The sequence below is a fragment of the Anaeromyxobacter sp. SG66 genome, from assembly GCF_022690805.1.
GTDB lineage: Bacteria > Myxococcota > Myxococcia > Myxococcales > Anaeromyxobacteraceae > Anaeromyxobacter > Anaeromyxobacter soli.
Genome location: NZ_JALCZC010000070.1, coordinates 1 through 22,368 on the forward strand (window position 1 = coordinate 1; position 22,368 = coordinate 22,368).

The window sequence follows — 22,368 nt, forward strand, 5'->3', positions numbered from 1 at the left end:
CTCGGCGTGAGCGCGCGCCTTCTCCGCCGCGTCGGGATCGTGCGCGACGAGCCGGCGGAGCGCGTGGAGGAGCCCCTCGCGGTCCCCCGCGGCGAGGGCCAGCGCGCGGAGGGCGCGGAGCGCCGGGACGTGATCGCGCCGGACGGAGAGGGCGAGCTCGGCGGCGCGCAGCGCGTCCTCGCGCGCCGCGCCGGGCAGGGCGAGGGCGACCTCCGCGGCGGCGAGCGCCGAGAACGTCTCGCCCCGCGCGGCCGCGCCGGTGGCGAGGGCGGCGAGCGCGCGGGCGGCCTTCTCGGGCTCGCCGCGGGCGAGCCGGATCGACGCCTCGGCGGCGAGCGCCGGCAAGAACCCCGGGCGCCGCGCGAGCCACTCGGCGGCGAGATCGAGCGCCTCGTCGTGGAAGCGGTCCTCCGCGGCGAGGAGCGAGAGGAGCCGCTCGGCGGCGAAGGGGTGCGCGCTCGCGGCGGAGCCGGCGGCGAGGTACCGCTCCCGTGCGCCCGCTGCGTCGCCGGCGGCGAGCCGCGCCTCCGCCTCGCGGAAGGTCCGCGCGCCCTCCTCGGCCGCGAGGAGCTCGGGCTCGGGCGAGACCGCCGCCGGGCCGGCCGCCCCGCGGCTCCAGGCGAGCCGGACGGCCCCCTCGATGATCTCCGCGCGCGAGAGCGGGACGCCCGCCGCGCGCGGCAGCTTCCAGCCACGCGGCGCGAGGACGCGCCGCAGGAGGACCGGGAGCGGATCGCGCAGCACGGCCTCCCCGCCGACCGCATCGAGCACGCCGCGGGCGAGGTGGGGGAGCATCGCGGGCGGGATCGGCGCCGGGCCGTAGACGCGCGGGGAGTGGAACACGAGCGCGGCGCCCTGCGCGCCTGCGGGGACGAGCCCGGCGAGGAGCGTGAAGGGAGGTCCGCCCGAGAGCCGCGCCGCGATCTCCGCCGCCCCGGGGCGGAGCGCGATGCGCACGTCCTCGACGCCGAACGCGGCGAGGCTGGCCGACGCGAGCGCCGCCTCGGCGACGCCGGGCTCGATCGCGATGGAGAGCTCGAAGAGGTCGGAGAGCCGGTGGCGGAACTGGCCCGAGCCCTTGCCGACGTCGAACGGGAAGCGGACGTCGGGGACCTCGAGGGTGAGCGCCTCGAGCCGCACGCCGGGCGAGATGGGCTGATCGGCGAGCCGGACGAACGCGCCGCCGCGCTCGAGGCGGAGCTCGAACCCCGCCCCGCTCCTCGTCCCGGGGGCGGAGGATGGGGCGGAGGCGTCTTTTCTCACCTCCGCCATGTGCCGAATTCTAGCGGAGGGGCGAGGGGTTGGGAAAATCCGGCCCGCCCGACCCGGGCGCCGGCCGCTCCCGCCGCTCCGCGATGTGCGCCCGGGGCGCACATCCGGTTTCACGGTTCGTTCACCCCGCGCCGGGGTTGCGCGCGAGGTCACCCCGCAGCAAACACCGAAGCCCATGCGCCCATGCTCCCGGATCACCGCGTCCCTGCTCGTCTTCGCGCTCTCCGCCTGCGGAGGTGGCGGCAAGGACGGCGGCGACCCGGGAGGCGGGGGAGGACCGGCCCTCTGTCCCGCGGGCCCGGAGAAGACCGGCAGCGCCACCTCCTACGACGCCTCGGGCGTGGGGGCGTGCGGGTGGGATCCGGCGCCGGCCCTCGCCGTGGCGGTCTCGCCCGTGGTGTTCGCCGCCTCGGCGGCGTGCGGGACCTGCCTCGAGATCACCGGGCCGCTGGGGAAGGCGACCGCGGTGGTGGTGGACTCCTGTCCCTCCTGCGCCGACGCCGCGCTCGATCTCGGCGCAGCGACGTTCGCGCGGGTCGCGGATCCCGCTGCCGGCCGCGTGGACGTGACCTGGCGCACCGTGCCATGTCCGGTGGACGGCCCGATCCGCTACCGGTTCAGCCCCGCCTCGAACGCGTGGTGGTTCGGGATCGTGCCGATGGATCACCGCCACCCCATCGCCGCCCTCGAGGCGCGGGGCGCGGGCGACGCGACCTTCCGCACCCTGGAGCGGAGCGGCACGAACCTGTTCGTGGGCGCCGGGGTCCAGATCGCCGGGCCGCTCGCGATCCGGGCGACCGACGTGCACGGCCACGTGCTCGTGGACGAGAACGTCCCGTTCGCGCCGCCGCTCGACCCGGCGGCGCAGCTCGTCAGCGGGGCGGCGAACTTCCCCGAGACCTGTCCGTGACAGGGTGCCGGCGAGGTTCAGGCGGCGAGCGCGCCGAGCTTCTCGCGCAGCGCCTCCACGGCCCGGTCCACGAAGGCACGCACGAGCGGGGTCACGAACCGGCCCGCCGGGATCACCACCTGGACCGGCACGGGCGGCGGCTCGTACGGTTCCAGGATCCGCCGCAGCCGGCCGGCGCGGACGTGCGAGTCCACCATGTACGAGAGCACGCACGTCGGGCCGAGCCCGGCGACGGCCGCGTCGATGGCGGCCTCGGCCGTGTTCACCACGAGGCGAGGGGACACGGCCACGGCGAAGCTCCGGCCCCCGCGCCCGAACGTCCAGCGATGGGGGGCCGGCGTCACCGAGGTGCAGGCGACGCACGCGTGGCTCGCGAGCGCCTGCGGCGAGCGTGGCGTCCCGTTCGCCTCGAGATACCCGGGGCTCGCGTAGACCGCGCGCCGCACCTCGCCCGCGCGGAGGGCCTTCAGGGACGAGTCGGGCAGCCGGCCGAGGCGCACCGCCACGTCGAGCCCCTCGTCCACGAGCGACACCACGCGGTCGAGCAGGAGGAGCTCCACGCTCGCCGACGGGTGATCGCGCAGGAACGCCTGCACGATCGGGAGCACGTGCAGCCGCCCGAACACGACCGACGCGGTCACGCCCAGCCGCCCGCGCGGCTCCTGCCGCTCCGCCGCGGCGGCGCCCTCCAGCTCCTCGAACCCGGCGAGCGCGCGCCGCGCCGCCTCGAGCGTGCGCGCGCCCACGTCCGTGAGCGCGACCGAGCGCGTGGTGCGGTTGAGCAGCCGCGCTCCGAGCCGCTCCTCGAGCGCGGCCACCGCCCGCGTGACGGCGGCGGGCGACCGCCCCAGTCGCCGGGCCGCCGCGGCGAAGCTCCGTCCCTCTGCCACCGCGGCGAACGTCGCCCAGGCGTCGATCCGGTCCATGCGTCATTCCCCCGAGCGCAAGAGTGTCCTGCGACAGCGTCCATTGTTCCGGCGGGCTCGCGGCCGCAACTCCATGGGCACCCACGCGCCGCACCTCGTGCGGCCTCACCCCACCAGGAGACGCCATGTCCCGCATTCCCCCCGTCGATCCCTCCACCGCCGAAGGCCGTGCCCGCGAGCTGCTCGAAGGCGTGCAGCGGAGCCTGGGCGCGACCCCGAACCTCTACCGCGTGATCGCCCAGTCGCCCGCGGCGCTCGAGGGCGTGCTCGGCCTCGCGGGCGCGCTCGCGCGAGGACGCATCCGTGCGCGGCTGCGCGAGCAGATCGCGCTCACCGTCTCTGAGGCGAACGGGTGCGAGTACTGCCTCTCGGCCCACAGCGCGCTGGGGGCGGGGCTCGGGCTCCCGCCCGCAGAGCTCGAGCGCGCGCGGCAGGGGCGCGCCTCGAACCCGCGCGACGAGGCGGCGCTGCGGTTCGTCGGACGCGTCATCGAGCGGCGCGGCCGCGTCGACGACGCCGATCTCGCGGAGGCTCGCACCGCCGGCCTCGACGACGGGCAGCTCGTCGAGCTCGTCGCGAACGCGGCGCTGACCGTGTTCACGAACTATCTGAACGAGGTCGCCGGGACCGAGATCGACTTCCCCGTCGTGCACGCGAGCGGGGCGAAGGCCGCGTGACCGAACCCTGGGGTCCGGACGGGAGACCGGCCGGACCCCACCTCACCCGCAAGGAGCCGCGAGATGCACCGCCCCTCGAGCGACGTCGCGTTCACGCCGGCCGTCAAGGCGGTCCAGGCCCGCAGGGGATCGCGGGAGGCCTACGCGCGCCTGGAGCGCCGCGGAGGCTTCGGGACGGAGCTCGACGACGAGCTCGCCCGGTTCGTCGCGGAGCGCGACAGCGTCTACCTCGCGACGGCGAGCGCGGCGGGTCAGCCGTACGTGCAGCACCGCGGCGGTCCGAGGGGCTTCCTCCGCGTGCTCGACCCGCACACGATCGCCTGGGCCGACTTCCGGGGAAACCGGCAGTACGTCACGACGGGGAACCTCGCCGAGAACGACCGGGCGTTCCTCTTCCTCATGGACTACGAGACCCGGACGCGGGTGAAGATCTGGGGACGCGCCCGGGTGGTCGAGGACGATCCCGCGCTCGTCGCGCGCCTCATGCCCGAGGGTTACCGTGCCACGCCCGAGCAGGCGGTCCTGTTCACGGTGGAGGCCTGGGACGTGAACTGCCCGCAGCACATCCCGCGGAAGCTCGACGCCGCCGAGGTGGAGGCCGCGCTCGCGCGGCTGCAGGAGCGGGTGGCGGCGCTCGAGGCGGAGAACGAGCGGCTGCGGGCCGCCGCGGGCTGATGCACGAAGGGCCGCGCGTCGCCGCGCGGCCCTCCGCTCCCACCACCCGCCAGCAGCTCCGTCTACTGGGCCTGCCTCGTCTTCTGCGTGCCGTCCGTCGCCACCTCGGCGGCCGGGCGCCGGTAGACGACGATGCTCCTGCGGCTCTGGAACTCGTCGTCCTCCCGCGCGAACACCGTGACCACGTTGTTGCCGGTCTCGAGCGGGATGTCCGCCGTGAAGTCGAGCTTCGCGGCGGCCGTGCTCTCCGGGAGCACCTTGAAGAACACCTTCTGCTCGTTCACGAACACGAACACGTCGCGCAGGCGGGCGTCCGGATCGGACGAGGGCGGCACGAGCGCCGTGCCCTGCAGCTTCCAGTGATCCCCCTCCACCACCGGCGCGCCCTTCTGCGGATCGGGGACGAGCGCGATGCGCGGCGGCTCGCGCTGCCACGCGGCGGCGACGACGCCGGAGCGCGGGCCGCGCGCGGCGCGCACCTCGGAGTCGGGGACGAAGGCGAACCGGCCCTTCTGCCACTCGACCCGGTAGAACTCGCCGATCTTCGCGTCCACCGGGATCACCGCGCCGCGCTTGGCGGTCGCGATGGCCGGCGACGACGCGCTCGCGCCGGAGCGGAGCGTCGCCTCGGCGGCCTCGACCCGGACCGAGCCGGACGCCGCCGTGCGCGCCTGCTCGTCCTTCGCGACGGGCCAGTCGAGCTTCTCGGAGACGTACTCCTCCATCTTCTCGTCCACGATCATCACGCGGAGCGGGAGCGTGTCGCTCTTCGAGCCGCGCCGCAGCTCGACCTCCATGCGCGCGGACTTCGTCTCCCCGGGCTTGAGCGCGCCGAGCGCCTCGCGCCCCTTCTTGATGAAGACCTTGTCGTCGCCGAGGTTCTTGAGCGAGACCCAGGTCTTGTCGCCCGCCGCGCCGGTGCCGGCGTTGCGGACGTCCACCCGGACGTCGAACGTCTCGCCGCGCTGCGCGAGGCCGTCGCCGTTGCCGCCCTGGCGGTCCTCGATCTGCACGCTGAACGCGAACACGGGCTTCGGCACCTCGACCACCCCGAGGCTCGTCGCCAGGTCGGCCGGGGCGTGGCCGCCCTCGTCCTCGAAGTGCAGCGAGATCTCGTCCCGCCGGCTGTCCATGCCCTTCGGCAGCCGCAGCGGCACCGTCCAGCTGCGCCGCTCGCCCGGCGGCACGTTGCCGAACACGAACTCGCGCCGGTCGAGGAGCGGGTTCTTCTCGGCGGTGCTCCAGGCGCGGAGGCGCCGGAACGGCGCGTCGCCCTTGTTCTCGACGGTCACCGTCCACGGCACCGTGTCGCCGGCGCGGTGATCCTTGCCCGGCGCCGGGGTGAGCGTGACGGCGGCGCGCGCCGCCCCGCGGCCCTGCGTCGGCGCGGCCGGCGCCCAGTCGACGCCCAGCTCCTGGAGCCGCTTCTCGAGCCGCGTCTCCTCCTGCGCCTGGCGCTCGGCGACGAGCGCCTTCGCGGCCTCCATGAGGCGCGCGCGATCCGGCAGCGGCGAGCGCTTCAGGAGCTCGCGGCCGAACCGGATCTGGTAGTCCTCGACGAGCCGGTCGGGATCGGCCTCCGCCTCCTCGTCCTCGATCTGCTCGGGCGTCAGCTGCTGCTCGATGCCCTCGTCGTGGGCCTCCGCGGCCTGCGCGGCGACGTCGCGCTTCAGCGCCTTCGCGACCTGGTCCTCCTTCTCGTCGAGGAGGTAGCGCAGCTCGAGGGGCGCCTTCTCGACCCGCTTCTTCTTGGCCTCGGCCTTCGCGACCTCGGCGGGCGAGGAGTCGGCGGGGTTCATGAGGTGACGGTCGAGGTCCACCTCGCCCATCGAGCGCGGCGGCGCGAAGAAGTTCACCTGCTCCTTCAGCGCGCGGCCGGGGAGGAGCATGACGTCCGGCGTGATGCCGACCTCCTGGATCGACACGTCACCGGGGGTGAGGTACTGCGCGATGGTCAGCTTGAGCGCGGACTGCTCGCCCGAGCCGGTGGGATCGTTCAGGTCGTCGAGGACCTGCACCGACCCCTTGCCGAACGTCTGGCGCCCGATGACCAGCGCGCGGCCGTTGTTCTTGAGCGCGCCCGCGACGATCTCGCTCGCCGAGGCCGAGCTGTTGTTCACGATGACGACGAGGGGCAGGCTCGTGAGGTCGCTCGTCTCCCCGCTCGCCTCCTTCACCTCGTGGATCCGCTGGCGGTCGCCGCCGCCGACCGTCTTCACGATGACGCCCTGGGAGAGGAACAGGTCCGAGACCTGGATCGCCTGCTCGAGCAGGCCGCCCGGGTTCCCGCGCAGGTCGAGCACGAGGCCCTCGAGCTTGCCGCCCGCCTGGGCGCGCTGCTGCTGGAGGGCGGTGAGGAGGTCGCGCGTCGTGTTGGCCGAGAACTGGGACAGGCGGACGTAGCCGATGTTGCCGTCGAGCAGCTTCGCCTGGGCGACCGTCTCGACGTTGATGACCTCGCGCAGCAGGGAGAGCTTGCGGGCGTCCGTGCCCTTGCGCTGGACCGTGATCGAGATCTTCGTCTGCGGCTTGCCGCGCAGCCGGTCGACGGCGTCCTGCAGGTCCATGTTGACCGTGGACTGCTCCTCGATGCGGGCGATGACGTCGCGCGCCTTGATGCCCGCCCGCTGCGCCGGGGTGTTCTTGAGCACCTTCACGACGGTGAGGTTCCCGTCGCGCATGGCGATGACGAAGCCGAGCCCGCCGAACTCGCCGCGGGTCTGGAGCTTCATCTCCTTGAAGTACTTGGGCTCGAGCAGGTTCGTGTGCGGGTCGAGCGTGGAGAGCAGCCCGTTCACCGCCGCGTACTCGATCTCCTTCAGCTCCTTGTGCGCGACGAGGTGCTCCTGGATGAACCCCATCGCCTCGCCGAGCGCGGTGCGGACCTTCCAGATGGAGTCCACGCCGGTGAGGTCGAGCTCGCGCTGCGCCGCGCCCACCGTGAGCGTGAGCTTCGGCGACTTCGCGTCGCCCTGGACCATCACCTCGGCGACCGTCCGCTCCACGCTCTCGAGCGAGGACACGACCATCTGCTTCGGGTCGAAGCGCGAGGGATCGACGTAGTTGTCCTTCACCGCGAGGATCACCTGCGACAGGATCGGGAGGCGATCGAGGCGGTACTCGCCGGCGCCGTCCGCCTTCGCGTGCGCGGGGACGGCGCCGCGATACGCCACGGCCGCCGGCGGGACCTCGGGCTCCGCTCGTACGAAGCGGACGGTGACGCCGAGCGCGAGGGCGGCCGTGGCCGCGAGGGTGGTGAGCAGCCGGAAGGGGCGGATCATTCGGGGGCGCCTGGGCGTGGGAGGTCTTTGAGCGGGCAAGCGAGAAAACCTACGTATCGTCCGAGGATAGGGTGGGGGGTAGGGGTCCGCAAGCAGAACGGTGACCCCCCGCCGCCAGGGGACAGAACGTCTCGGGGTGGTTTTCATGCCCGCACCCACACCCGGGTTCGGGGTCGCAGGAGAGCGGTGACCTCGCGGGGTCCGGCCGAGGGCCCGTCAGTCGTCGTCGCGCGACGCGCGCGCGGACACCGGAGCGACCGCGCCTCCGGGCGTCGCGGGGAACGGCCCGAACGCGCTCGCGCCCCCGTGCGCGTACACGATCTCGCCGCCCGCCGAGCCGGTGCGCACCCCCAGCGCGGCCACGCCGATCGTCCCCGCGGCGACGGCCGCGCTGAGCCCGAGCGCGAGGCGCGCCGGCACGAGCAGCAGCGCCGCCGAGAGGGCGAGCACCGCCCCCGCCGCCCAGACGAAGATCTCGGCACGCTCCTCATGGGCCTCGATCACCCGCTCCGCCACGACCCTCTCCACCTGCCGCTCGTCGCGCTCTCCGAGCTGCATCGCGACCACGCCCGAGGCGACGAGGAGGGCCTGCAGCCCCACCAGGACGCCGAGCGCGATCCGGGGAACGCGCCCGCGAAGGTGGGCGATGGCGAGGGCGAGCGCCACGAGCGGGATCGCCAGCGCGAGGCCGAGGGGCAGGTGGACGATGGCGGGGTGCAGGGGTAGGGTCGGCATGGTTCGCTCTCCGGTGGTTCCCGCGACCTTGGCGGCGCGGGCGTCCGGCCGCCATCCGACGGATGACGCACGAAGAAAACCCGAGCGCGATGAAGCACCTCGCCCGCTCGCCTGCGGCGGATGACGGGGTCGTCCGCCCCGCGGTGCTCGCCGTCCCCGCCGCGATCCTCCTCGCCGTGACGCTGCTCGTCGGGCTCGACGTGATGAGCGACGCGGGCGCGGGCGGCTCCACCGCCCACCTCCTCCTCGAGGTGGCCGTGATGGCGGCGGCCCTCTCCGGGACGGTCGTGCTGTGGGGCCAGCTGCTCGTCGCCCGGAGGCGCGCGCGATCCCTCCAGCGGGACCTGGGCCGGGCGGAGGCGGACCTCGCCCGGTTCCGCCTGGAGTCGGACGAGCACGTCCGTGGGCTCGGCGCCGCGATCGATCACCAGTTCGCCCGGTGGGAGCTCTCGGGGGCCGAGCGCGAGGTGGCGCTCCTGCTCCTCAAGGGGCTCGCCTCCAAGGACATCGCGGACCTCCGGCGGACGAGCGAGCGGACGGTGCGGCAGCAGGCGCTCGCGGTCTACCGGAAGGCCGGGCTCGCCGGGCGCGCGGAGCTCGCGGCGTTCTTCCTCGAGGATCTCCTCTCTCCTCCACCGGCCGCGGGCCGCGCAGGAGTCCGCGCGGAGGAGCGCTGACGGGCCGGTCCGCGGGCTCGAGATTTCCGCAGGGGGCGGGCCGGGGCGGCGTTATAGAGTCCGCCCGCATGTCGCTCGACGCCCGCATCCACGAGTCGCCGCCCATCGCCGGAGTCGAAGACCTCGTCGCGTGGTTCCGCGCGCGCGAGCGGCCGCGCGAGAGCTGGAAGGTCGGGCTCGAGCACGAGAAGCTCATGCTCCGCGCCGGCACGCTCGAGCCGCTGCCGTACGAGGGGCCGGGCGGGGTCGCGGAGGTGCTCCGGGGGTTCACGCGCTTCGGCTACCAGCCGTTCGAGGAGGAGGGGCGGATCATCGCCTCCCAGAACGACGGCCTCACGATCTCGATCGAGCCGGGAGGACAGCTCGAGCTCTCGGGCCGGCCGTTCGCCGACGTGCACGTCGTGGCCGCCGAGCTCGACCGGCACATCGAGAAGTGCGCCGAGCTGGCGCGGGACCTGGGCGTCGAGTTCCTCGCCGGCGGGTACCGGCCATGGGGCACGCCGTCCGAGAGCCCCTGGATGCCGAAGAACCGCTACAAGGTGATGCGCCCGTTCCTCGCGGCCCGCGGCCGGCTCGCGCCGGACATGATGGCCATGACCGCGTCGGCGCAGGCGTCGTTCGACTTCTCGGGCGAGAACGACCTCGCCGAGAAGCTGCGCGTCGCGCTCGCGATCCAGCCCGCGGTGGTCGCGCTCTACGCGAACAGCCCGATCGTGCAGGGGCGCGAGATCGGCTGGAAGAGCTACCGCACCGCCGTCTGGGAGGAGACGGACCCGGCGCGCTGCGGGATCCTGCCGTTCGCCTTCGAGCCGGGGTTCGAGGAGGATCCGTACCGCCGCTACGCCGAGTGGGCGCTCGACGTCCCCATGATCTTCCTGCGCCGCGCGGGCGCGTACCGGGACACGGGCGGCAGGACCTTCCGGCAGTTCCTCGCGGAGGGGCTCTCCGGCGAGCGGGCGACGATCTCCGACTGGGAGGACCACCTCACGACGGTGTTCCCGGAGGTGCGGGTGAAGGGCGTCGTGGAGGTGCGCGGCGCCGACTCCTGCTCCGCGCCCATGGCGAAGGCGCTGCTCGCGTTCTGGAAGGGCATCCTCTACGACCGCCAGGCGCGCGCCTGGGCGTGGGACGTCGTGAGGTCGTTCACGGTGGCGGAGCGCCGGTCGCTGACGCGCACCGCGGGGCGCGAGGGGCTGACCGGGCGCGCACCGGACGGCCGCTCGATCCAGGAGCTCGCCCGCGTGCTCCTCGAGGCCGCATCGGGCGGCCTCTGCCGCCAGAGCTGCTGCGGCCAGCGGGGCGAGGACGAGCGCGTCTGGCTGGCGCCGCTCGCCGAGCGCGCCGCGTCCGGGCGCTCGCCGGCCGACGAGGCGATCGAGGCGTTTCGCCACGGTCCGCGAGCGCTCGCCGAGGCCCTCCGCTGCGCGTGACCTCGCATCCGGCGATCGCCGGAGGTCGCCGTCGCTTGACCGTGGGAGTCGCCCGCACTCCGTTGGGGATCAAAGCTCCAACGCGTGCGTCCGTACGGACAGGCGGCGTAGAAGTGAGCGAGGGGGACGCTCGACGGTTCGGCCATGCGCGGCGAAGAACCCGGTCAGGCGAGGATCCGCGAGCTGAAGCGCGCGCTCATCGACGCGCTGTGGGACGGGCCGACCGGGATCGCGCTGTTCGACGCCGACGTTCGATTCCTGCGGGTGAACGACGCGATCGCGTCCTGGAACGGGATCTCGCCCGAGGCGCACGTCGGCCGTTCTCTGGGTGAGATCCTGGAGCTCCGGCCGGACGACCCGCGCCGAAAGGCGGTGGAGGGCGTCGAGGCCGCCGTGCGAGCGGTGCTCGAGACCGGGCAGCCCCGCACCAACGTGCCCATCGAGGGAACGCCTCCGGGCGACCGCGCCCGCGGCTGGATCTGCTCGTACATCCCCATGCCGGAGCTGGACGGCCGTCGCCCGGGCGTCTGCGCGCTCGTGACGGACATGAGCGGCGCGCGCCAGCGTGAGGAGGAGATGGAGCGGGCCCGCGACAGGGCCCAGGCGATCGCGCTCCGGCTCGGGCTCCTCCAGGACGTGACGTCGGCGCTCGCGCGCGCCGGCGGCGCCCAGGAGATCGCGCGCGTGGTGGTGGAGCGGGTGCGCGTCGCGGCGGGCGCGAGCGTGACGACCTTCCGGACGAAGGAGGGCGACGCCCTCGTCGTGATCGACGAGGCGGGGGTGCAGGCGATCCGGCGGCGGTTCGGGCGGGTCCTCGTCACGGCGCCGCTCCCGGTCGCGGAGGCGGTCCGCAGCCGGGGGCCGGTCTGGTTCCGCTCGCACGAGGAGCTCCACGCGCACTTCCCGGAGATGTCCGAGATCGCGGCCGAGCACGGGGTGCGCGCCGGGGTGGCCTTGCCGCTCATCGCCGGGGCCGACCGGGACGTGCTGGGCGTCCTCTCGCTCGGGTTCCCCGAGCCGCGCGCCTTCGATCCCGACGAGCGCGCCTTCCTCCTCTCCGTCGCCGAGCACTGCGCCCAGGCGCTCGAGCGGGCCCAGCTCCTCGACGCGGAGCGCGCGCAGCGCCGGAGCGCGCAGCAGGCCCGCGATCGCCTCCAGCGGCTCCAGGCCGTCACCGCCGCGCTGTCCGGGGCGAGCACCGTGTCGGAGGTCGCCGCGGTCCTCGTCTCGCAGGCGAAGGAGGCGCTCGGGGCGTCCTCGTCCGTCGCCTACGTGCTCGACGCGGCCGCGGGGCGCCTGCACATGGCCGCCGCCATCGGCGGCGCGGAGCAGGTCCGCGATCGGCTGGCCACGCTGCCGCTCGACGCGCCGCTGCCGGGCGCCGCCGCCGCGCGCGGCGGCGAGCCGATCTGGATCGAGACCGCCGAGCAGCTCCTCGCCGCCTTCCCGGAGCTGCCCCGCTACGCGCCTCACGCCGCGCGGATGAAGGCGCTCGCCGCCCTCCCGCTGAAGCTCGGCGACCGCGTGCTCGGCGCCGTGTCCTTCGCCTTCGACGCGCAGCGGGCGTTCCGGCGCGAGGAGCGCGAGCTCATCCTCGCGGCCGCGCAGCAGTGCGCGCAGGCGCTCGACCGCGCGCGCCTGCTCGACGCCGAGCGAGGCGCCCGCGCCGCGGAGGCGCGCGTGCGCGCGGTGCTGGACGCGATCTTCGACAACGCGCCGCTCGGCATCGGGCTCCTCGACCCCGAGCTGCGCTTCGCGCGCGTGAACCGCGTGCTCGCCGAGATCAACGGCGTCCCGGCGGAGGCGCACGTCGGAAAGCGGCCGCGTGAGCTGCTCCCGGACATGCCGCACGACGAGGTCGAGGCTGCGTTCCGCGAGGTCCTGAGCACCGGCCAGCCCAAGATCGACGTCGAGCTCTCCGGCGAGACGCCGGCCGCGCCCGGGCACCTGCGCCACTGGGTCGAGAGCTGGTACCCGGTGCGGGTGGCGGGGGCGACCCTCGGGCTCGGCCTGCTGGTGCGCGAGGTGACCGCCGAGCGCGAGGCCGCGGAGTTCCAGCGGAACGTGCTCGGGATCGTCGGCCACGACCTGCGGAACCCGCTCTCCGCGATCACGGCCTCGGCCCAGCTCCTCCTGCGGCAGGCCGGCGATCCGGCGGCGGCGTCGCGGCTCGGCGAGCGGATCCTCGGGAACGCCGACCGCATGCAGCGCATCATCGCGGTGCTCGTGGACTACGCGCGCGTGCGGGGCGGCTCCGGGATCCCCCTCCGCCCGCGGCGCTGCGATCTCGGGGCGGTGTGCAAGGTGGTCGCCGAGGAGTGCGAGGCGGCCCACCCCGGACGCGCGGTGAGGGCGGCCGGCGCGCCGGACGTGCACGGAGAGTGGGACCCGGACCGCGTCGGCCAGATCGTCGCGAACCTCCTCTCGAACGCCCTCGACTACAGCCCGCGCGACTCGACGGTGGAGGTCTCGTGGCGCGCGGACGCCGAGCGCGCGGTGATCGAGGTCGCGAACGAGGGCGCCCCCATCCCGCCGCAGCTCCAGCCCTCGCTGTTCGAGCCGTTCCGGCGCGGGGAGCGCGACCGCGCCGGAGGGAAGGACGGCCTCGGCCTGGGGCTGTTCATCGCCCGCTCGATCGCGATCGCGCACGGCGGCACGCTCGAGGTCCGCTCCGCCCCCGGCGAGCGGACGGTGTTCACGCTCGCGCTGCCGCGGTGACGACGATCGTCGCTACTCCGTGGTCCGTCCGTCGAAGTGCTCCTCCGAGGCGTCGGCGGCGGCCTTCGTGGCGTGCACGGTCCCGTCCACGTGCTCGGGGGGCGCGTAGATCGTGTACAGCTTCAGCGGCTCGTCGCCGGTGTTGCGGACGTTGTGGCGCGCGCCGGCGGGGACGACGATGGCGGAGTCGCCCTCGACCTTCGTCCGCTTGCCGTCTATCGAGACCTCGCCCTGTCCCTTCTCCACCCGGAAGAACTGGTCCCGGTCCTCGTGGACCTCCTCGCCGATCTCCTCGCCGGGGCGGAGCGCCATCAGCACGAGCTGCAGGTTCTTCCCGGTGTAGAGCACGCGCCGGAAGTCGGTGTTCTCCTCGGTCCTGTCCTCGATGTCGTCGACGAACCCTCTCATCGGAGCCTCCCCTCGCCGCCTCATTCCACCCCCTCCTGCGCCGATCGCCAGGAACGGATCGGGCTGCCGCGGGTGGGCCACACAGGGAGCAGCCGCCCGTGGGGTGAGGAGGCGAGCGCGTCGGGCTGGCCGAGAGCGTCTTCAGTGCCCGTGCCCCGCGCGCAGGAGGCGCAGCGCCCACATGAGCACGAGCCCGCCGATCATGGCAATCGAGAGCCGCCAGCGCGCGACGCCGCGGCGGTGGAGGTCGGGGAGGATGTCCGAGAGCGACAGGTGCAGGAACGTCCCCGCGCTGGCGGCGAGCGCGATCGAGGTGAACGCCTCCACGTGCACCGTCTCGCGCAGGAGGACGTACAGCCCCGCGCCGAGCGGCACCATCAGCGCGAACGCGGCGTTCATCGCGAGCGCGCGCCCGCGCGTGTAGCCCTCGGCGCGCAGGATCGCCGAGAGCGAGAAGGCGTTCGGGATCTTGTGCGCGAGGATGGCGAGGAAGACGAGCAGCCCGAGCTCCGCCTCCACGTTCGCCGCGCCGAGCGCGAACCCGTCCACGATCGTGTGGAGGCTCATCCCGACGAAGGCGGCGAGCCCCATCGTGTGGACGCCGCAGCCGGTCGCGTCGCCGTGCACGTGGACGTGGGCGGGCGCGCCGTGGACGTGCGGGTCCAGCTCCGGGACGCCGCCCGGGCCGGGCTCGGCGCAGACGTGCACGAGCACGAAGCGCTCGAGCAGGTAGAGGAGGAGGAAGCCGAGCATCGCGTACGGCAGCGCCGCCGCGCCGCCCGCCTCGACCGCCTCGGGGAGCATGTGGAAGAAGGCGGCGCCCAGCATCACGCCGGCCGAGAACGAGAGCAGCACGTCGGAGCGCCGCATCGCGCCAAAGAGCGGGAGCGCCCCGCCGGCGAGGGCGCCCGCGAGGATCGCTCCGGTGTACGTGGCCAGGGACTGCAGCTCGGTCATGTGTCGTCCAGCCCGAGCGCCCGCATCCGGCGCACGAGCGTGCCGCGATCGATCCCGAGCGCCGCCGCGGCGGCGGCGCGCACGCCGTTCGCGCGCGCGAGCGCGCCGGCGATGAGCGGCTTCTCGACCTCGCGCATGACCGAGTCGTAGAGCCCGCCGGCCGGGTGGCCGCGCAGCCGCTCGAAGAACGCCTCCACGCGGTGCTGGAGCTCCTCGTCGAGCGGGCGTGGTCTCGCGATGCGTGCGTCCACGATGGCGAACTTCTCGCGCGCGGCGAGGGCGCGGCCCTCCGCGACGGTCTGCGCGCGCTCGACCTCGAAGCCCGCCTCGGCGCACGCGCCGGCGAGCTCGGCCGAGTCGGCGAGCAGCAGGGCCCTGGGCTTCACTCCCCCTCCTCCTCGCGGCGGAACCCCGGGTCCAGCTCGAAGCTCGCGCCGCCGGCCGGGAAGTGCTCCTCGATGACCTGCGCGACGTCCGCGGCGGTCTTGAGGCGGTCGGCGTCGCGACGGAAGTGGACGCCGCCACGGCGGCCGCGGGTGTACCACAGGAGGTGCTTGCGGAGCTCACGGATCGCGAGCAGCTCGGCCTCGCGCGGATCGTCGCCGGGTCGCTGCCGCCGCCGGTGCTCGACCTGGAGCCGCACGTGCTGGAGCACCGTGCCGACCCACTCGTCCCGGGTGGGCGGCGGCGGGCGGGGCGCGCCGAGCTCGGCCGCGCGCAGCTCGCGGAAGATCCAGGGGTTGCCGCAGGCGCCGCGGGCCACGAGGACCGCGTCGCAGCCGGTCTCCGCCCGCATGCGCAGCGCGTCGTCCGCCGTCCACACGTCCCCCGAACCCAGGACGGGGATGGAGATCGCCGCCTTCACCGCGCGCACGAGGTCCCAGCGCGCGCGCCCGGAGTACATCTGGTTCCGCGTGCGGCCGTGGAGCGCGACGGCGGCGGCGCCTCCCGCCTCGGCGGCGCGCGCGACCTCGACGCAGTTCAGCTCGGCGTCGTCCCAGCCGGCGCGGATCTTGATGGTGACCGGGACCGCCACCGCCGCGCGGATGGCGCGGACCGCCTCCTCGACGCGGCGCGGGTCGCGCCCCAGCGCGGCGCCGGCGCCCGTCCCGCAGACCTTCTTCACCGGGCACGCCATGTTCACGTCGATCATCCCGGCGCCGGCGCGGACCGCCACCTCCGCGCCCCGGGCGAGCACGTCCGGCTCGGACGCGAAGATCTGCACCGCGAAGGGGTCCTCGTCCGGCTCGCGATCGAGGTAGCTCTCCGTCTGGAGCGTCCCGTGGACGAGGCCGTGGGCGCTCACCATCTCGGTGTAGGCGAAGCTCGCGCCCATCGCGCGGCAGATGGCGCGGAACGGGCGGTCGGAGACCCCGGCGAGCGGCGCGAGGAAGAACCTGCCGGAGAACGAGTACGGGCCGATCTGGACGGACATGCGGAACGTGGGCGGCGGCCGGGATCTAGCACTCCCGCCGACGGGCGGGAAACCTGGAATTCGCGAGGCGGCCGGCGGTTCCCTGCTAAGCCGCGAAGCCCCCATGCGCAACTCGAACCCCGCGATCGCCCTCGCGGCCGTGATCGCCGTCGCGGCCGCCCCGGCTGGTGCCGCGCCCTCGTCCGGGCCCGAGCCCCGCCTCCCCGATCGCGTGACCCTCGTCTACGCGGCGGACGTGGGGGGCTATCTGGAGCCGTGCGGGTGCAGCGAGGACCAGCGGGGCGGCCTCGCCCGGGCCGCCACGGTGCTCGCGCGAATCCGGGCGGAGGGGGCGCCGACCTTCTTCGTCGCGGGCGGCGACCTGCTCTTCGAGCTCCCTCCCGACGCCGAGGCCCACGATCAGGACGTCCTCCGCGCCCGCACGCTCGGGGCCGTGATGCGCCGGCTCGGGCTCGCCGCCGCCGTCGCCGGCGAGCGGGACCTCTTCCTGGGCGAGCGGTTCGCGCGGTCCACCGGGATCCCCTTCACGGAGGGGACCGTGCTCGGCGGTCAGCTCGGGTTCGGCTCGCTCGGGAAGGTGCCTTCTGCGCCGGTGCGCGTCGCGGTGGTGCACGCCGGCGGCACGCGCGCCGCCCTGGAGCGGGCGGACGAGGCGCGCCGCGCGGGCCTCGCGCTCCTCCTCGCCGCCCACCGCGAGCGCCTCATCGACGACGACCAGGACCGGGCCGTGCTCGAGGCCCCGGTGCCGGTCGTGCAGGTGGCCGGTCGCGGGCAGTCGCTCGCGCGGATCGACCTGTGGCTGCGCGGCGATCTCTCCCGCCCGTTCGAGGTGTTGCGGGGCGCGTCGCAGCGCGACGAGGAGCTCGCGCTCGTCGCCGAGCGCCGCGCCGCGTACGCGGACCGGCTCGCGCGCGCGCGCTCGGCGGGACAGGCGCCGCTCGCGGCCGCCCTCGAGGCGAAGCTCCGCGAGCTCGACGCGCGCGAGCGCGAGCTTCGCGCCGCCGCGCTCCCGGAGGCGCCGCCGGATCGGCCCGCGCTCCGCGTCAGCTTCGTCCCGCTCACGAAGGACATCCCCGAGGACCCCGTCGTCCGGGGGATGATCGACGCGCACTACCGGGAGGTCGCGGCGGTGAACCTCGCCCACGCCCGCTCGCGCGGGGAGGTCTGCCCCCCGCCGGCGAAGGGCGTTTCGTCGTACGTCGGAGCGGGCGCCAGCAAAGGGGCCTGCCGTGCGTGCCACCCCGATGCGCAGTCTCACTGGCAGACGACGGCCCACTCGGCGGCGTACGAGACGCTCGTCCGCGTAGGGCGGCAGTTCGACCTCGCCTGCGTTCGCTGTCACGTGACCGGCTGGAAGGAGCCCGGCGGCGCGTGCGGCGTGGCGCAGGTCGCTGGCCGGGAGGCGGTTCAGTGCGAGGCGTGCCACGGGCCAGCGAGCGCGCATGTCCGGGATCCTCCCGGCCACATCGCGCGCGAGGTGCCGGCGACGCGCTGCCGGTCCTGCCACACGCCGGAGGCGTCGGTTCGCTTCGACCTCGCGCGCTACCGCGCCCTCATCCTCGGCCCCGGCCACGGGCAGCCGAGCAAGTAGGCGAGCGAGCGCATGATTTTGACCCCAGTAGTTTGGCCGCTACCATGTCAACCCTGAGAGGCTCCGGCCCCCTGGCCGGCGCCTGAGCAGCCGAGGAGCGATGCGACCGACGCGCCTGTCCCTTTTCGTCCTTTCCGTTCTCGCCGCGCCCCTCGCGTCGGAGGCCCGCGCCTCGCGGTCCGCCGCGCTCAGCGCCGCCCACTCGGCGGCCACGCAGGTGCTGCCGCCTGCGAGCGTGCCTGAACCGGAGGTCGTGGAGACGGCCCTCGAGCTCGCCGCCCCCGCGCCGCGGGCGCCGCAGATCGAGGCCTGGGCGGACGTGCCCGACGAGCCGCCCATCGCGGAGGAGATCGATCGCGACTCCGCGGACATCGAGGCGGTGCGCCGCGCCGAGGAGGAGGCGCACGTCCGCGACGGCGCGAAGGACGCGGCGGTTGAGGGCAAGGTGCCGCACGAGACCGGCGCCGGGCGCATCGAGCTCTTGCCCGAGCTGGACATGGACCTCGCCCAGCTCCGCGCGAAGTACGACATCCCCATCGACGTGAACGAGGCGGTGGTCGGCTACGTCCGCTTCTTCCAGTCGCCCGCCGCGCGCGCACATTTCGTGAAGTGGCTCGGCCGCTCGCACCGCTACCTCGATCACTACCGGGCCATCCTGCGCGAGGAGGGGCTGCCGGAGGACACGGTCTACCTCGCCATGATCGAGAGCGGCTTCGGCAACTTCGCGTACAGCCACGCGAGCGCCTCCGGGCCGTGGCAGTTCATCGCCTCGACCGGCAAGGCGTTCGGCCTGCGCCAGGACTTCTGGGTCGACGAGCGCCGCGATCCGGAGCGCTCCGCGCGCGCCGCGGCCCGCTACCTGAAGCAGCTCTACACGCAGACCGGCGACTGGCGCCTCGCGTGGGCCGGCTACAACGGCGGCGGCGGCCGCATCCAGCGGGCGAAGGACGCGGGCTACGACGACTTCTGGGACATGGCGGCGGAGCCGGGGAAGAAGGTCCTCCACCCCGAGACGAAGGGCTACGTCCCGAAGCTCATGGCGGCCGCCATCCTCTCGAAGCACCCGCAGGCCTTCGGCTTCACCGACGAGGAGATCGAGAAGCAGTCGTGGACGGAGTACGAGGAGGTGAAGATCCCCTCCGCGACCCTGCTCTCCGTGCTCGCCAAGGCCGCCGGCATCGAGGAGCGCGCGCTCATCGACCTGAACCCCGAGCTGCGCCGCTCCTGCACGCCGCCGCGCCCCTACTCCCTCAAGATCCCGAAGGCGAACGCGGAGACCTTCGCCGCGAGCTGGCCGGCCATGCAGCCCAAGGTGCGGCTCACCTTCGCGGGCCACGTCGTCCGCCGCGGCGACACGCTCTCGTCGATCGCGCATCGCCATGGCGTCCCGATGCAGGGGATCCTGGAGATGAACGGGATGAAGACCGCGAAGAAGCTGCGCGTGGGACAGCAGCTCCTCATCCCGAAGCCGATCGGCGCTGGTTCCGCCGTGGCGTCCGCCGATCGTGATCCCACCTTCGAGCCCACCATCGCCCGCGCCCGCGCCCGGACCGCCGTCCGCGTCCCGGCCGGCCGCGCCCGCACGACCCACCGCGTCCAGGCGGGCGACACCCTCTGGTCGATCTCGCAGCGGCTCGGCGTGGACCTCTCCGAGCTCTGCCGCTGGAACGGCATCCACAACCCGAACGGCCACAAGCTCCTCGTCGGCAAGAAGCTCGTCGTCTACAGCGAGCGCGGGTAGCGGCTCTGTAGCCTCGAAGGCGGCGTGATTCGCGACCCCGGAAGGTGATCGCGAATCCCCGCTCAGGACAGCGTCCGTGCCGGATCGACGCGCGCCGCCGCCGCGGCGGGCCCGAGCGCGCCGGCGATCGCGGCGAGCGCCGGGACCGCGACGCCCAGCGCGAGGAGCCAGGGCGGGAAGAGGAAGAAGCTCTCCGGCCGGAAGGGGAGGTCCGCGAGGAGCCGCGCGGCCGCGGCGTCGCCCAGCGCGGCGAGGCCCCTGGCGACGAGCGCGCCCGCCAGCCCGCCGGCGAGCCCGATCGCCGCGCCCTCGGCGAGCACGATCCGCCGCACGTCGGCGGGAGCCGCGCCGAGCGCCTGGAGCACGGCGAGCTCGCGCACCCGGCCGCGGACGCTCGCCGAGAGCGCCTGGGCGATCGCGAGCGCGGCGAGGGCGCACATCGCCACGGCGAGGAGGACGAGCGCGCCGGTCGTCACCTTCACGATGAGCGCCACCCGCTCCGCCGTCGCGCGCTCGCCCTCGTCCACCGCGAAGCCCATGCGCCGCGCGGCGGCCGCGAGGGCGGGCACGTCCTCCGGGCGCGCCGCGAGCACCGTCACCTGGCCGTACGCCGCGTCGCCCTTGCCGTACTCCCGGTGGAGTCGGCGGACCGTCTCGAGGGGCACCGCGACGGCGTAGAGCGGCACGCGATCGGAGAGGCCGGCCAGCCGGAGGCGCTCGGGCTCGACGCGCGCCTCGCTCGCTCCGGCCACGACGGAGTGCCCGACCCGGACCGGCAGCTCGACGCCGACGAGCGACACGCCCGGCGGCAGGCGGCGCAGGTTCCAGGCGGGCGCGAGGGTGCGGTCGTAGACCTCGACCAGGCGGCGGGCGAGGACGGTGGGGATGGGCGCGCCGGGCGGAGGATCGGCGAACGCCCCCGGCGCCACGTCCTCCTCCACGAGGGCGGGATCGACCCCGACGATCGGGAGCTGCAGCGCGAGGCCGGAGGGCCAGCGTCCGCCGAGGCCTCCCGCCGGCTCGGAGGCGGAGACCGGCACGCCGAGCGGCAGGCGCGGCCAGGCCGCCGCCGCGCCGGGGAGCGCGCGGAGCCGCCCCACGGCGTCGTCGTCGAGGCGGCCGCCCCCGAGGACCCCGCCGAGCGAGACGCGCGCGGGGACCACCTCCACGAGCCGGGCGTCGGCGGGGAACAGCCGGCGGGCCGCGGCGCCGACGCCCAGGCCGAGCGCGAGGAAGAGGACGAGCGCGGCCGCGCCCACGCAGGCCGCGGCGGCGTTCACTGCCGCCCCGCGGCGATCGGCCCGGAGCGCCGCCCCTGCCAGCCAGAGGATCCCGCGGGCCCCCGCCATCAGGCGAGCCTCCCGTCGAGGAGGTGCAGCACGCGCGTCGCCGCGTCCGACACGCGCTCCTCGTGCGTGACCACGAGCACCGACACGCCGTCGCGGGCGAGCTCGACGAAGAGCCGGATGACGTCCGCGCCGCTCGATGCGTCCAGGTTCCCGGTCGGCTCGTCGGCGAGGAGCACCGCCGGACGGGAGAGGAGCGCCCGCGCGAGGGCCACGCGCTGCCGCTCGCCGCCCGAGAGCCGCGCCGGCGGCGCGCCGCCCCGGTCGCCGAGGCCGACGCGCTGGAGCGCGTCCCGGGCCCGGGCGCGGACCTCCCCGATCCCGCCGCCCGGACCGGCGCGCCGGAGGACGCCGGGCAGCATCACGTTCTCGAGCGCGGAGAGGGTCGGGAGCAGGTTGAAGGCCTGGAACACGAAGCCGATGGCGCGGTTGCGGAGCTCCGCGCGCGCCGCCTCGCCGAGCCCCGCGAGCGAGGTCCCCGCGACGACCGCCTCGCCCTCGAAGTCGCGGTCGAGCGCGCCCGCGACGTGGAGCAGGGTGGACTTGCCCGAGCCGGACGGCCCGACGATGGCCACGAGCTCGCCCGGCGCGACGTCGAGGTCCACGCCGCGCAGCACGGGCACCTCTCTCGCGCCGTCCCGGAAGCATTTCTTCACGCCGCGGAGCCGGATCACCGCTGGACGCCCCCGCCGCCCGTGGCCTCGGGGGCACGCGCCTCGACGTCCAGGTCGAGCACGAGCGCGCCGGGCGCTCCGCCCGGGCCGGGCGCGACGCGCGTCTCGAGGGACAGCGCCCGGAGCCGCGCGGCGGGCTCGAGGAAGCGCTCCGCGAGCGCGCGCACCACGAAGCCCGAGGGGCCGGTCCCGAACGCCTCGGGCGGGAGCGCGCGCACGCTCGAGACGAGCCGCTGCACGTCCACCACCGCGCCGCCGAGCCCCCCCGCGAGCGCGGCCTCCGCGCCCGGGGTGGGGGCGCGAAAGCCCGCGCCCTCGCCGCCGAGCCGGGCGAGGAGCGCGTCGAGGCGGCCGGCCGCGCCCGCGGCGAGGACGAGCCGGTGCGCGCGCGGTTCGAGCCGCCAGGCGATCTCGCCGGAGGCGGTGGGCATCCGCACGATGGTGTCGGGCGCGGCGAGCGCGTCGTCCGGGCCGTCCGCCGGCAGCCCACCGCGCCGGTGCGCGCTTCGCGCCGCGCCGCCGCGCCTGGGTCCGCCCGGCACGGTCTCCGCGAGCGCCGCCGCGACTCGCCGGAGCGCGGCCTCGGCCTCCACCTTCACCGGCAGGATCGCCTCGAGCTCGAGGAGCTGGAGCGGGTCGGCGCGGAGCGCCTCGGGCGAGAGCGCGCTCACCGCCGCGCGCGGGGAGATCGCGAGCGCCACCGCGGCGCCGGGGGCGAGCGCGCCGAACAGATCGCGCCGCAGGTCGACGCCGTGCGCGGCGAGGCGGGCGCGGTCTTCCTCCGGCAGGAGGGGCACGAGCCGCTCGCCCAGCGCGGCGGGATCGCCGTCCCAGCGGAGGACGACGGCTGCGTCGCCGCGCAGGTGGGCGGCGGTGGCCCCGCCCGAGCCGCTGGCCTCGAGGGCGCGGAGCGCC

The 22,368-nt window shown here is 75.2% G+C and carries 17 protein-coding genes and 2 pseudogenes; 8 read left to right on the forward strand and 11 right to left on the reverse strand.

Annotated elements, in window-relative coordinates:
- Positions 1 to 1,272 (reverse strand): annotated as a pseudogene (locus MNZ39_RS16890) (hypothetical protein); the annotation flags it as partial.
- A 175-nt stretch (positions 1,273 to 1,447) separates the two neighbouring features.
- On the opposite strand from MNZ39_RS16890, the gene MNZ39_RS16895 reads away from it, so the two are divergent.
- Positions 1,448 to 2,182, forward strand: a complete 735-nt coding sequence (locus tag MNZ39_RS16895; RefSeq protein WP_242340255.1) for an expansin EXLX1 family cellulose-binding protein — start codon at positions 1,448 to 1,450, stop codon at positions 2,180 to 2,182.
- Positions 2,183 to 2,199: 17 nt separating this feature from the next.
- Here MNZ39_RS16895 and MNZ39_RS16900 read toward each other — a convergent pair whose 3' ends face one another.
- The gene (locus MNZ39_RS16900; RefSeq protein ID WP_242340256.1) at positions 2,200 to 3,108 is read right to left on the reverse strand and encodes a LysR family transcriptional regulator; all 909 of its coding nucleotides are present in this window, start codon (positions 3,106 to 3,108) and stop codon (positions 2,200 to 2,202) included.
- A 125-nt stretch (positions 3,109 to 3,233) separates the two neighbouring features.
- Here MNZ39_RS16900 and MNZ39_RS16905 point away from each other — a divergent pair, with 125 nt between their 5' ends.
- Both MNZ39_RS16905 and MNZ39_RS16910 read left to right on the forward strand, forming a co-directional pair.
- Positions 3,234 to 3,785 carry a carboxymuconolactone decarboxylase family protein gene (locus MNZ39_RS16905; protein WP_242340257.1) on the forward strand — a complete coding sequence of 184 codons (552 nt, stop codon included), beginning with the start codon at positions 3,234 to 3,236 and terminating at the stop codon, positions 3,783 to 3,785.
- 63 nt (positions 3,786 to 3,848) lie between these two features.
- Positions 3,849 to 4,460, forward strand: coding sequence for a pyridoxamine 5'-phosphate oxidase family protein (locus MNZ39_RS16910; RefSeq protein ID WP_242340258.1), 612 nt, complete (start codon positions 3,849 to 3,851; stop codon positions 4,458 to 4,460).
- 62 nt (positions 4,461 to 4,522) lie between these two features.
- Here MNZ39_RS16910 and MNZ39_RS16915 read toward each other — a convergent pair whose 3' ends face one another.
- Both MNZ39_RS16915 and MNZ39_RS16920 read right to left on the reverse strand, forming a co-directional pair.
- On the reverse strand, positions 4,523 to 7,741 hold the full coding sequence (locus tag MNZ39_RS16915) for an MXAN_5808 family serine peptidase (RefSeq protein WP_242340259.1): 3,219 nt from the start codon (positions 7,739 to 7,741) through the stop codon (positions 4,523 to 4,525).
- Between the two features lie 216 nt (positions 7,742 to 7,957).
- On the reverse strand, positions 7,958 to 8,476 hold the full coding sequence (locus MNZ39_RS16920) for a hypothetical protein (RefSeq protein WP_242340260.1): 519 nt from the start codon (positions 8,474 to 8,476) through the stop codon (positions 7,958 to 7,960).
- A gap of 62 nt (positions 8,477 to 8,538) precedes the next feature.
- Between MNZ39_RS16920 and MNZ39_RS16925 the strand changes: the two genes are divergently transcribed.
- The 3 genes from MNZ39_RS16925 (at position 8,539) to MNZ39_RS16935 (ending at position 13,301) form a co-directional block, all read left to right on the forward strand.
- A complete protein-coding gene (locus tag MNZ39_RS16925; RefSeq protein ID WP_242340261.1) occupies positions 8,539 to 9,153 on the forward strand; it encodes a helix-turn-helix transcriptional regulator in 615 nt (204 codons plus the stop codon).
- 68 nt (positions 9,154 to 9,221) lie between these two features.
- Positions 9,222 to 10,583, forward strand: a complete 1,362-nt coding sequence (locus MNZ39_RS16930; protein WP_242340262.1) for a glutamate--cysteine ligase — start codon at positions 9,222 to 9,224, stop codon at positions 10,581 to 10,583.
- 144 nt (positions 10,584 to 10,727) lie between these two features.
- On the forward strand, positions 10,728 to 13,301 hold the full coding sequence (locus tag MNZ39_RS16935; protein WP_242340263.1) for a PAS domain-containing protein: 2,574 nt from the start codon (positions 10,728 to 10,730) through the stop codon (positions 13,299 to 13,301).
- A 12-nt stretch (positions 13,302 to 13,313) separates the two neighbouring features.
- On the opposite strand, the gene MNZ39_RS16940 is transcribed toward MNZ39_RS16935, so the two are convergent.
- The 4 genes from MNZ39_RS16940 to dusB all read right to left on the reverse strand — a co-directional run bounded on the left by MNZ39_RS16940 (position 13,314) and on the right by dusB (position 16,101).
- Positions 13,314 to 13,709 (reverse strand): cupin domain-containing protein, encoded by a 396-nt coding sequence (locus tag MNZ39_RS16940; protein ID WP_242340264.1) that lies wholly within the window; start codon positions 13,707 to 13,709, stop codon positions 13,314 to 13,316.
- 141 nt (positions 13,710 to 13,850) lie between these two features.
- On the reverse strand, positions 13,851 to 14,666 hold the full coding sequence (locus MNZ39_RS16945) for a ZIP family metal transporter (RefSeq protein WP_242340265.1): 816 nt from the start codon (positions 14,664 to 14,666) through the stop codon (positions 13,851 to 13,853).
- Positions 14,663 to 15,052, reverse strand: coding sequence for a helix-turn-helix domain-containing protein (locus MNZ39_RS16950; protein ID WP_242340266.1), 390 nt, complete (start codon positions 15,050 to 15,052; stop codon positions 14,663 to 14,665). Before MNZ39_RS16950 ends, MNZ39_RS16945 begins: the two co-directional genes overlap by 4 nt.
- The gene (dusB, locus tag MNZ39_RS16955) at positions 15,049 to 16,101 is read right to left on the reverse strand and encodes a tRNA dihydrouridine synthase DusB (RefSeq protein WP_242340267.1); all 1,053 of its coding nucleotides are present in this window, start codon (positions 16,099 to 16,101) and stop codon (positions 15,049 to 15,051) included. Before dusB ends, MNZ39_RS16950 begins: the two co-directional genes overlap by 4 nt.
- 103 nt (positions 16,102 to 16,204) lie before the next feature.
- On the opposite strand from dusB, the gene MNZ39_RS16960 reads away from it, so the two are divergent.
- Positions 16,205 to 17,692: a cytochrome c family protein gene (locus tag MNZ39_RS16960; RefSeq protein ID WP_242340268.1), complete on the forward strand. Its 1,488-nt coding sequence runs from the start codon at positions 16,205 to 16,207 to the stop codon at positions 17,690 to 17,692.
- 100 nt (positions 17,693 to 17,792) lie between these two features.
- The gene (locus MNZ39_RS16965) at positions 17,793 to 19,433 is read left to right on the forward strand and encodes a lytic transglycosylase domain-containing protein (protein WP_242340269.1); all 1,641 of its coding nucleotides are present in this window, start codon (positions 17,793 to 17,795) and stop codon (positions 19,431 to 19,433) included.
- Positions 19,434 to 19,495: 62 nt separating this feature from the next.
- Here MNZ39_RS16965 and MNZ39_RS16970 read toward each other — a convergent pair whose 3' ends face one another.
- The 3 genes and pseudogenes from MNZ39_RS16970 to MNZ39_RS16980 form a co-directional block, all read right to left on the reverse strand.
- The gene (locus tag MNZ39_RS16970; protein WP_242340270.1) at positions 19,496 to 20,782 is read right to left on the reverse strand and encodes an FtsX-like permease family protein; all 1,287 of its coding nucleotides are present in this window, start codon (positions 20,780 to 20,782) and stop codon (positions 19,496 to 19,498) included.
- A complete protein-coding gene (locus MNZ39_RS16975) occupies positions 20,782 to 21,453 on the reverse strand; it encodes an ABC transporter ATP-binding protein (RefSeq protein ID WP_242340271.1) in 672 nt (223 codons plus the stop codon). Before MNZ39_RS16975 ends, MNZ39_RS16970 begins: the two co-directional genes overlap by 1 nt.
- Positions 21,450 to 22,368: pseudogene (locus tag MNZ39_RS16980) on the reverse strand (hypothetical protein); the annotation flags it as partial. The gene MNZ39_RS16975 and the pseudogene MNZ39_RS16980, both read right to left, overlap by 4 nt.

Bases quoted from the DNA above. Each gene is read 5' to 3' on its own strand.
- MNZ39_RS16930 (WP_242340262.1), top strand. From the start codon at position 9,222: ATGTCGCTCGACGCCCGCATCCACGAGTCGCCGCCCATCGCCGGAGTC.
- MNZ39_RS16905 (WP_242340257.1), top strand. From the start codon at position 3,234: ATGTCCCGCATTCCCCCCGTCGATCCCTCCACCGCCGAAGGCCGTGCC.
- MNZ39_RS16960 (WP_242340268.1), top strand. From the start codon at position 16,205: ATGCGCAACTCGAACCCCGCGATCGCCCTCGCGGCCGTGATCGCCGTC.
- MNZ39_RS16920 (WP_242340260.1), bottom strand. From the start codon at position 8,476: ATGCCGACCCTACCCCTGCACCCCGCCATCGTCCACCTGCCCCTCGGC.
- MNZ39_RS16925 (WP_242340261.1), top strand. From the start codon at position 8,539: ATGACGCACGAAGAAAACCCGAGCGCGATGAAGCACCTCGCCCGCTCG.
- MNZ39_RS16935 (WP_242340263.1), top strand. From the start codon at position 10,728: ATGCGCGGCGAAGAACCCGGTCAGGCGAGGATCCGCGAGCTGAAGCGC.
- MNZ39_RS16900 (WP_242340256.1), bottom strand. From the start codon at position 3,108: ATGGACCGGATCGACGCCTGGGCGACGTTCGCCGCGGTGGCAGAGGGA.
- MNZ39_RS16895 (WP_242340255.1), top strand. From the start codon at position 1,448: ATGCGCCCATGCTCCCGGATCACCGCGTCCCTGCTCGTCTTCGCGCTC.
- MNZ39_RS16915 (WP_242340259.1), bottom strand. From the start codon at position 7,741: ATGATCCGCCCCTTCCGGCTGCTCACCACCCTCGCGGCCACGGCCGCC.
- dusB (WP_242340267.1), bottom strand. From the start codon at position 16,101: ATGTCCGTCCAGATCGGCCCGTACTCGTTCTCCGGCAGGTTCTTCCTC.
- MNZ39_RS16910 (WP_242340258.1), top strand. From the start codon at position 3,849: ATGCACCGCCCCTCGAGCGACGTCGCGTTCACGCCGGCCGTCAAGGCG.
- MNZ39_RS16940 (WP_242340264.1), bottom strand. From the start codon at position 13,709: ATGAGAGGGTTCGTCGACGACATCGAGGACAGGACCGAGGAGAACACC.
- MNZ39_RS16965 (WP_242340269.1), top strand. From the start codon at position 17,793: ATGCGACCGACGCGCCTGTCCCTTTTCGTCCTTTCCGTTCTCGCCGCG.
- MNZ39_RS16945 (WP_242340265.1), bottom strand. From the start codon at position 14,666: ATGACCGAGCTGCAGTCCCTGGCCACGTACACCGGAGCGATCCTCGCG.
- MNZ39_RS16970 (WP_242340270.1), bottom strand. From the start codon at position 20,782: ATGGCGGGGGCCCGCGGGATCCTCTGGCTGGCAGGGGCGGCGCTCCGG.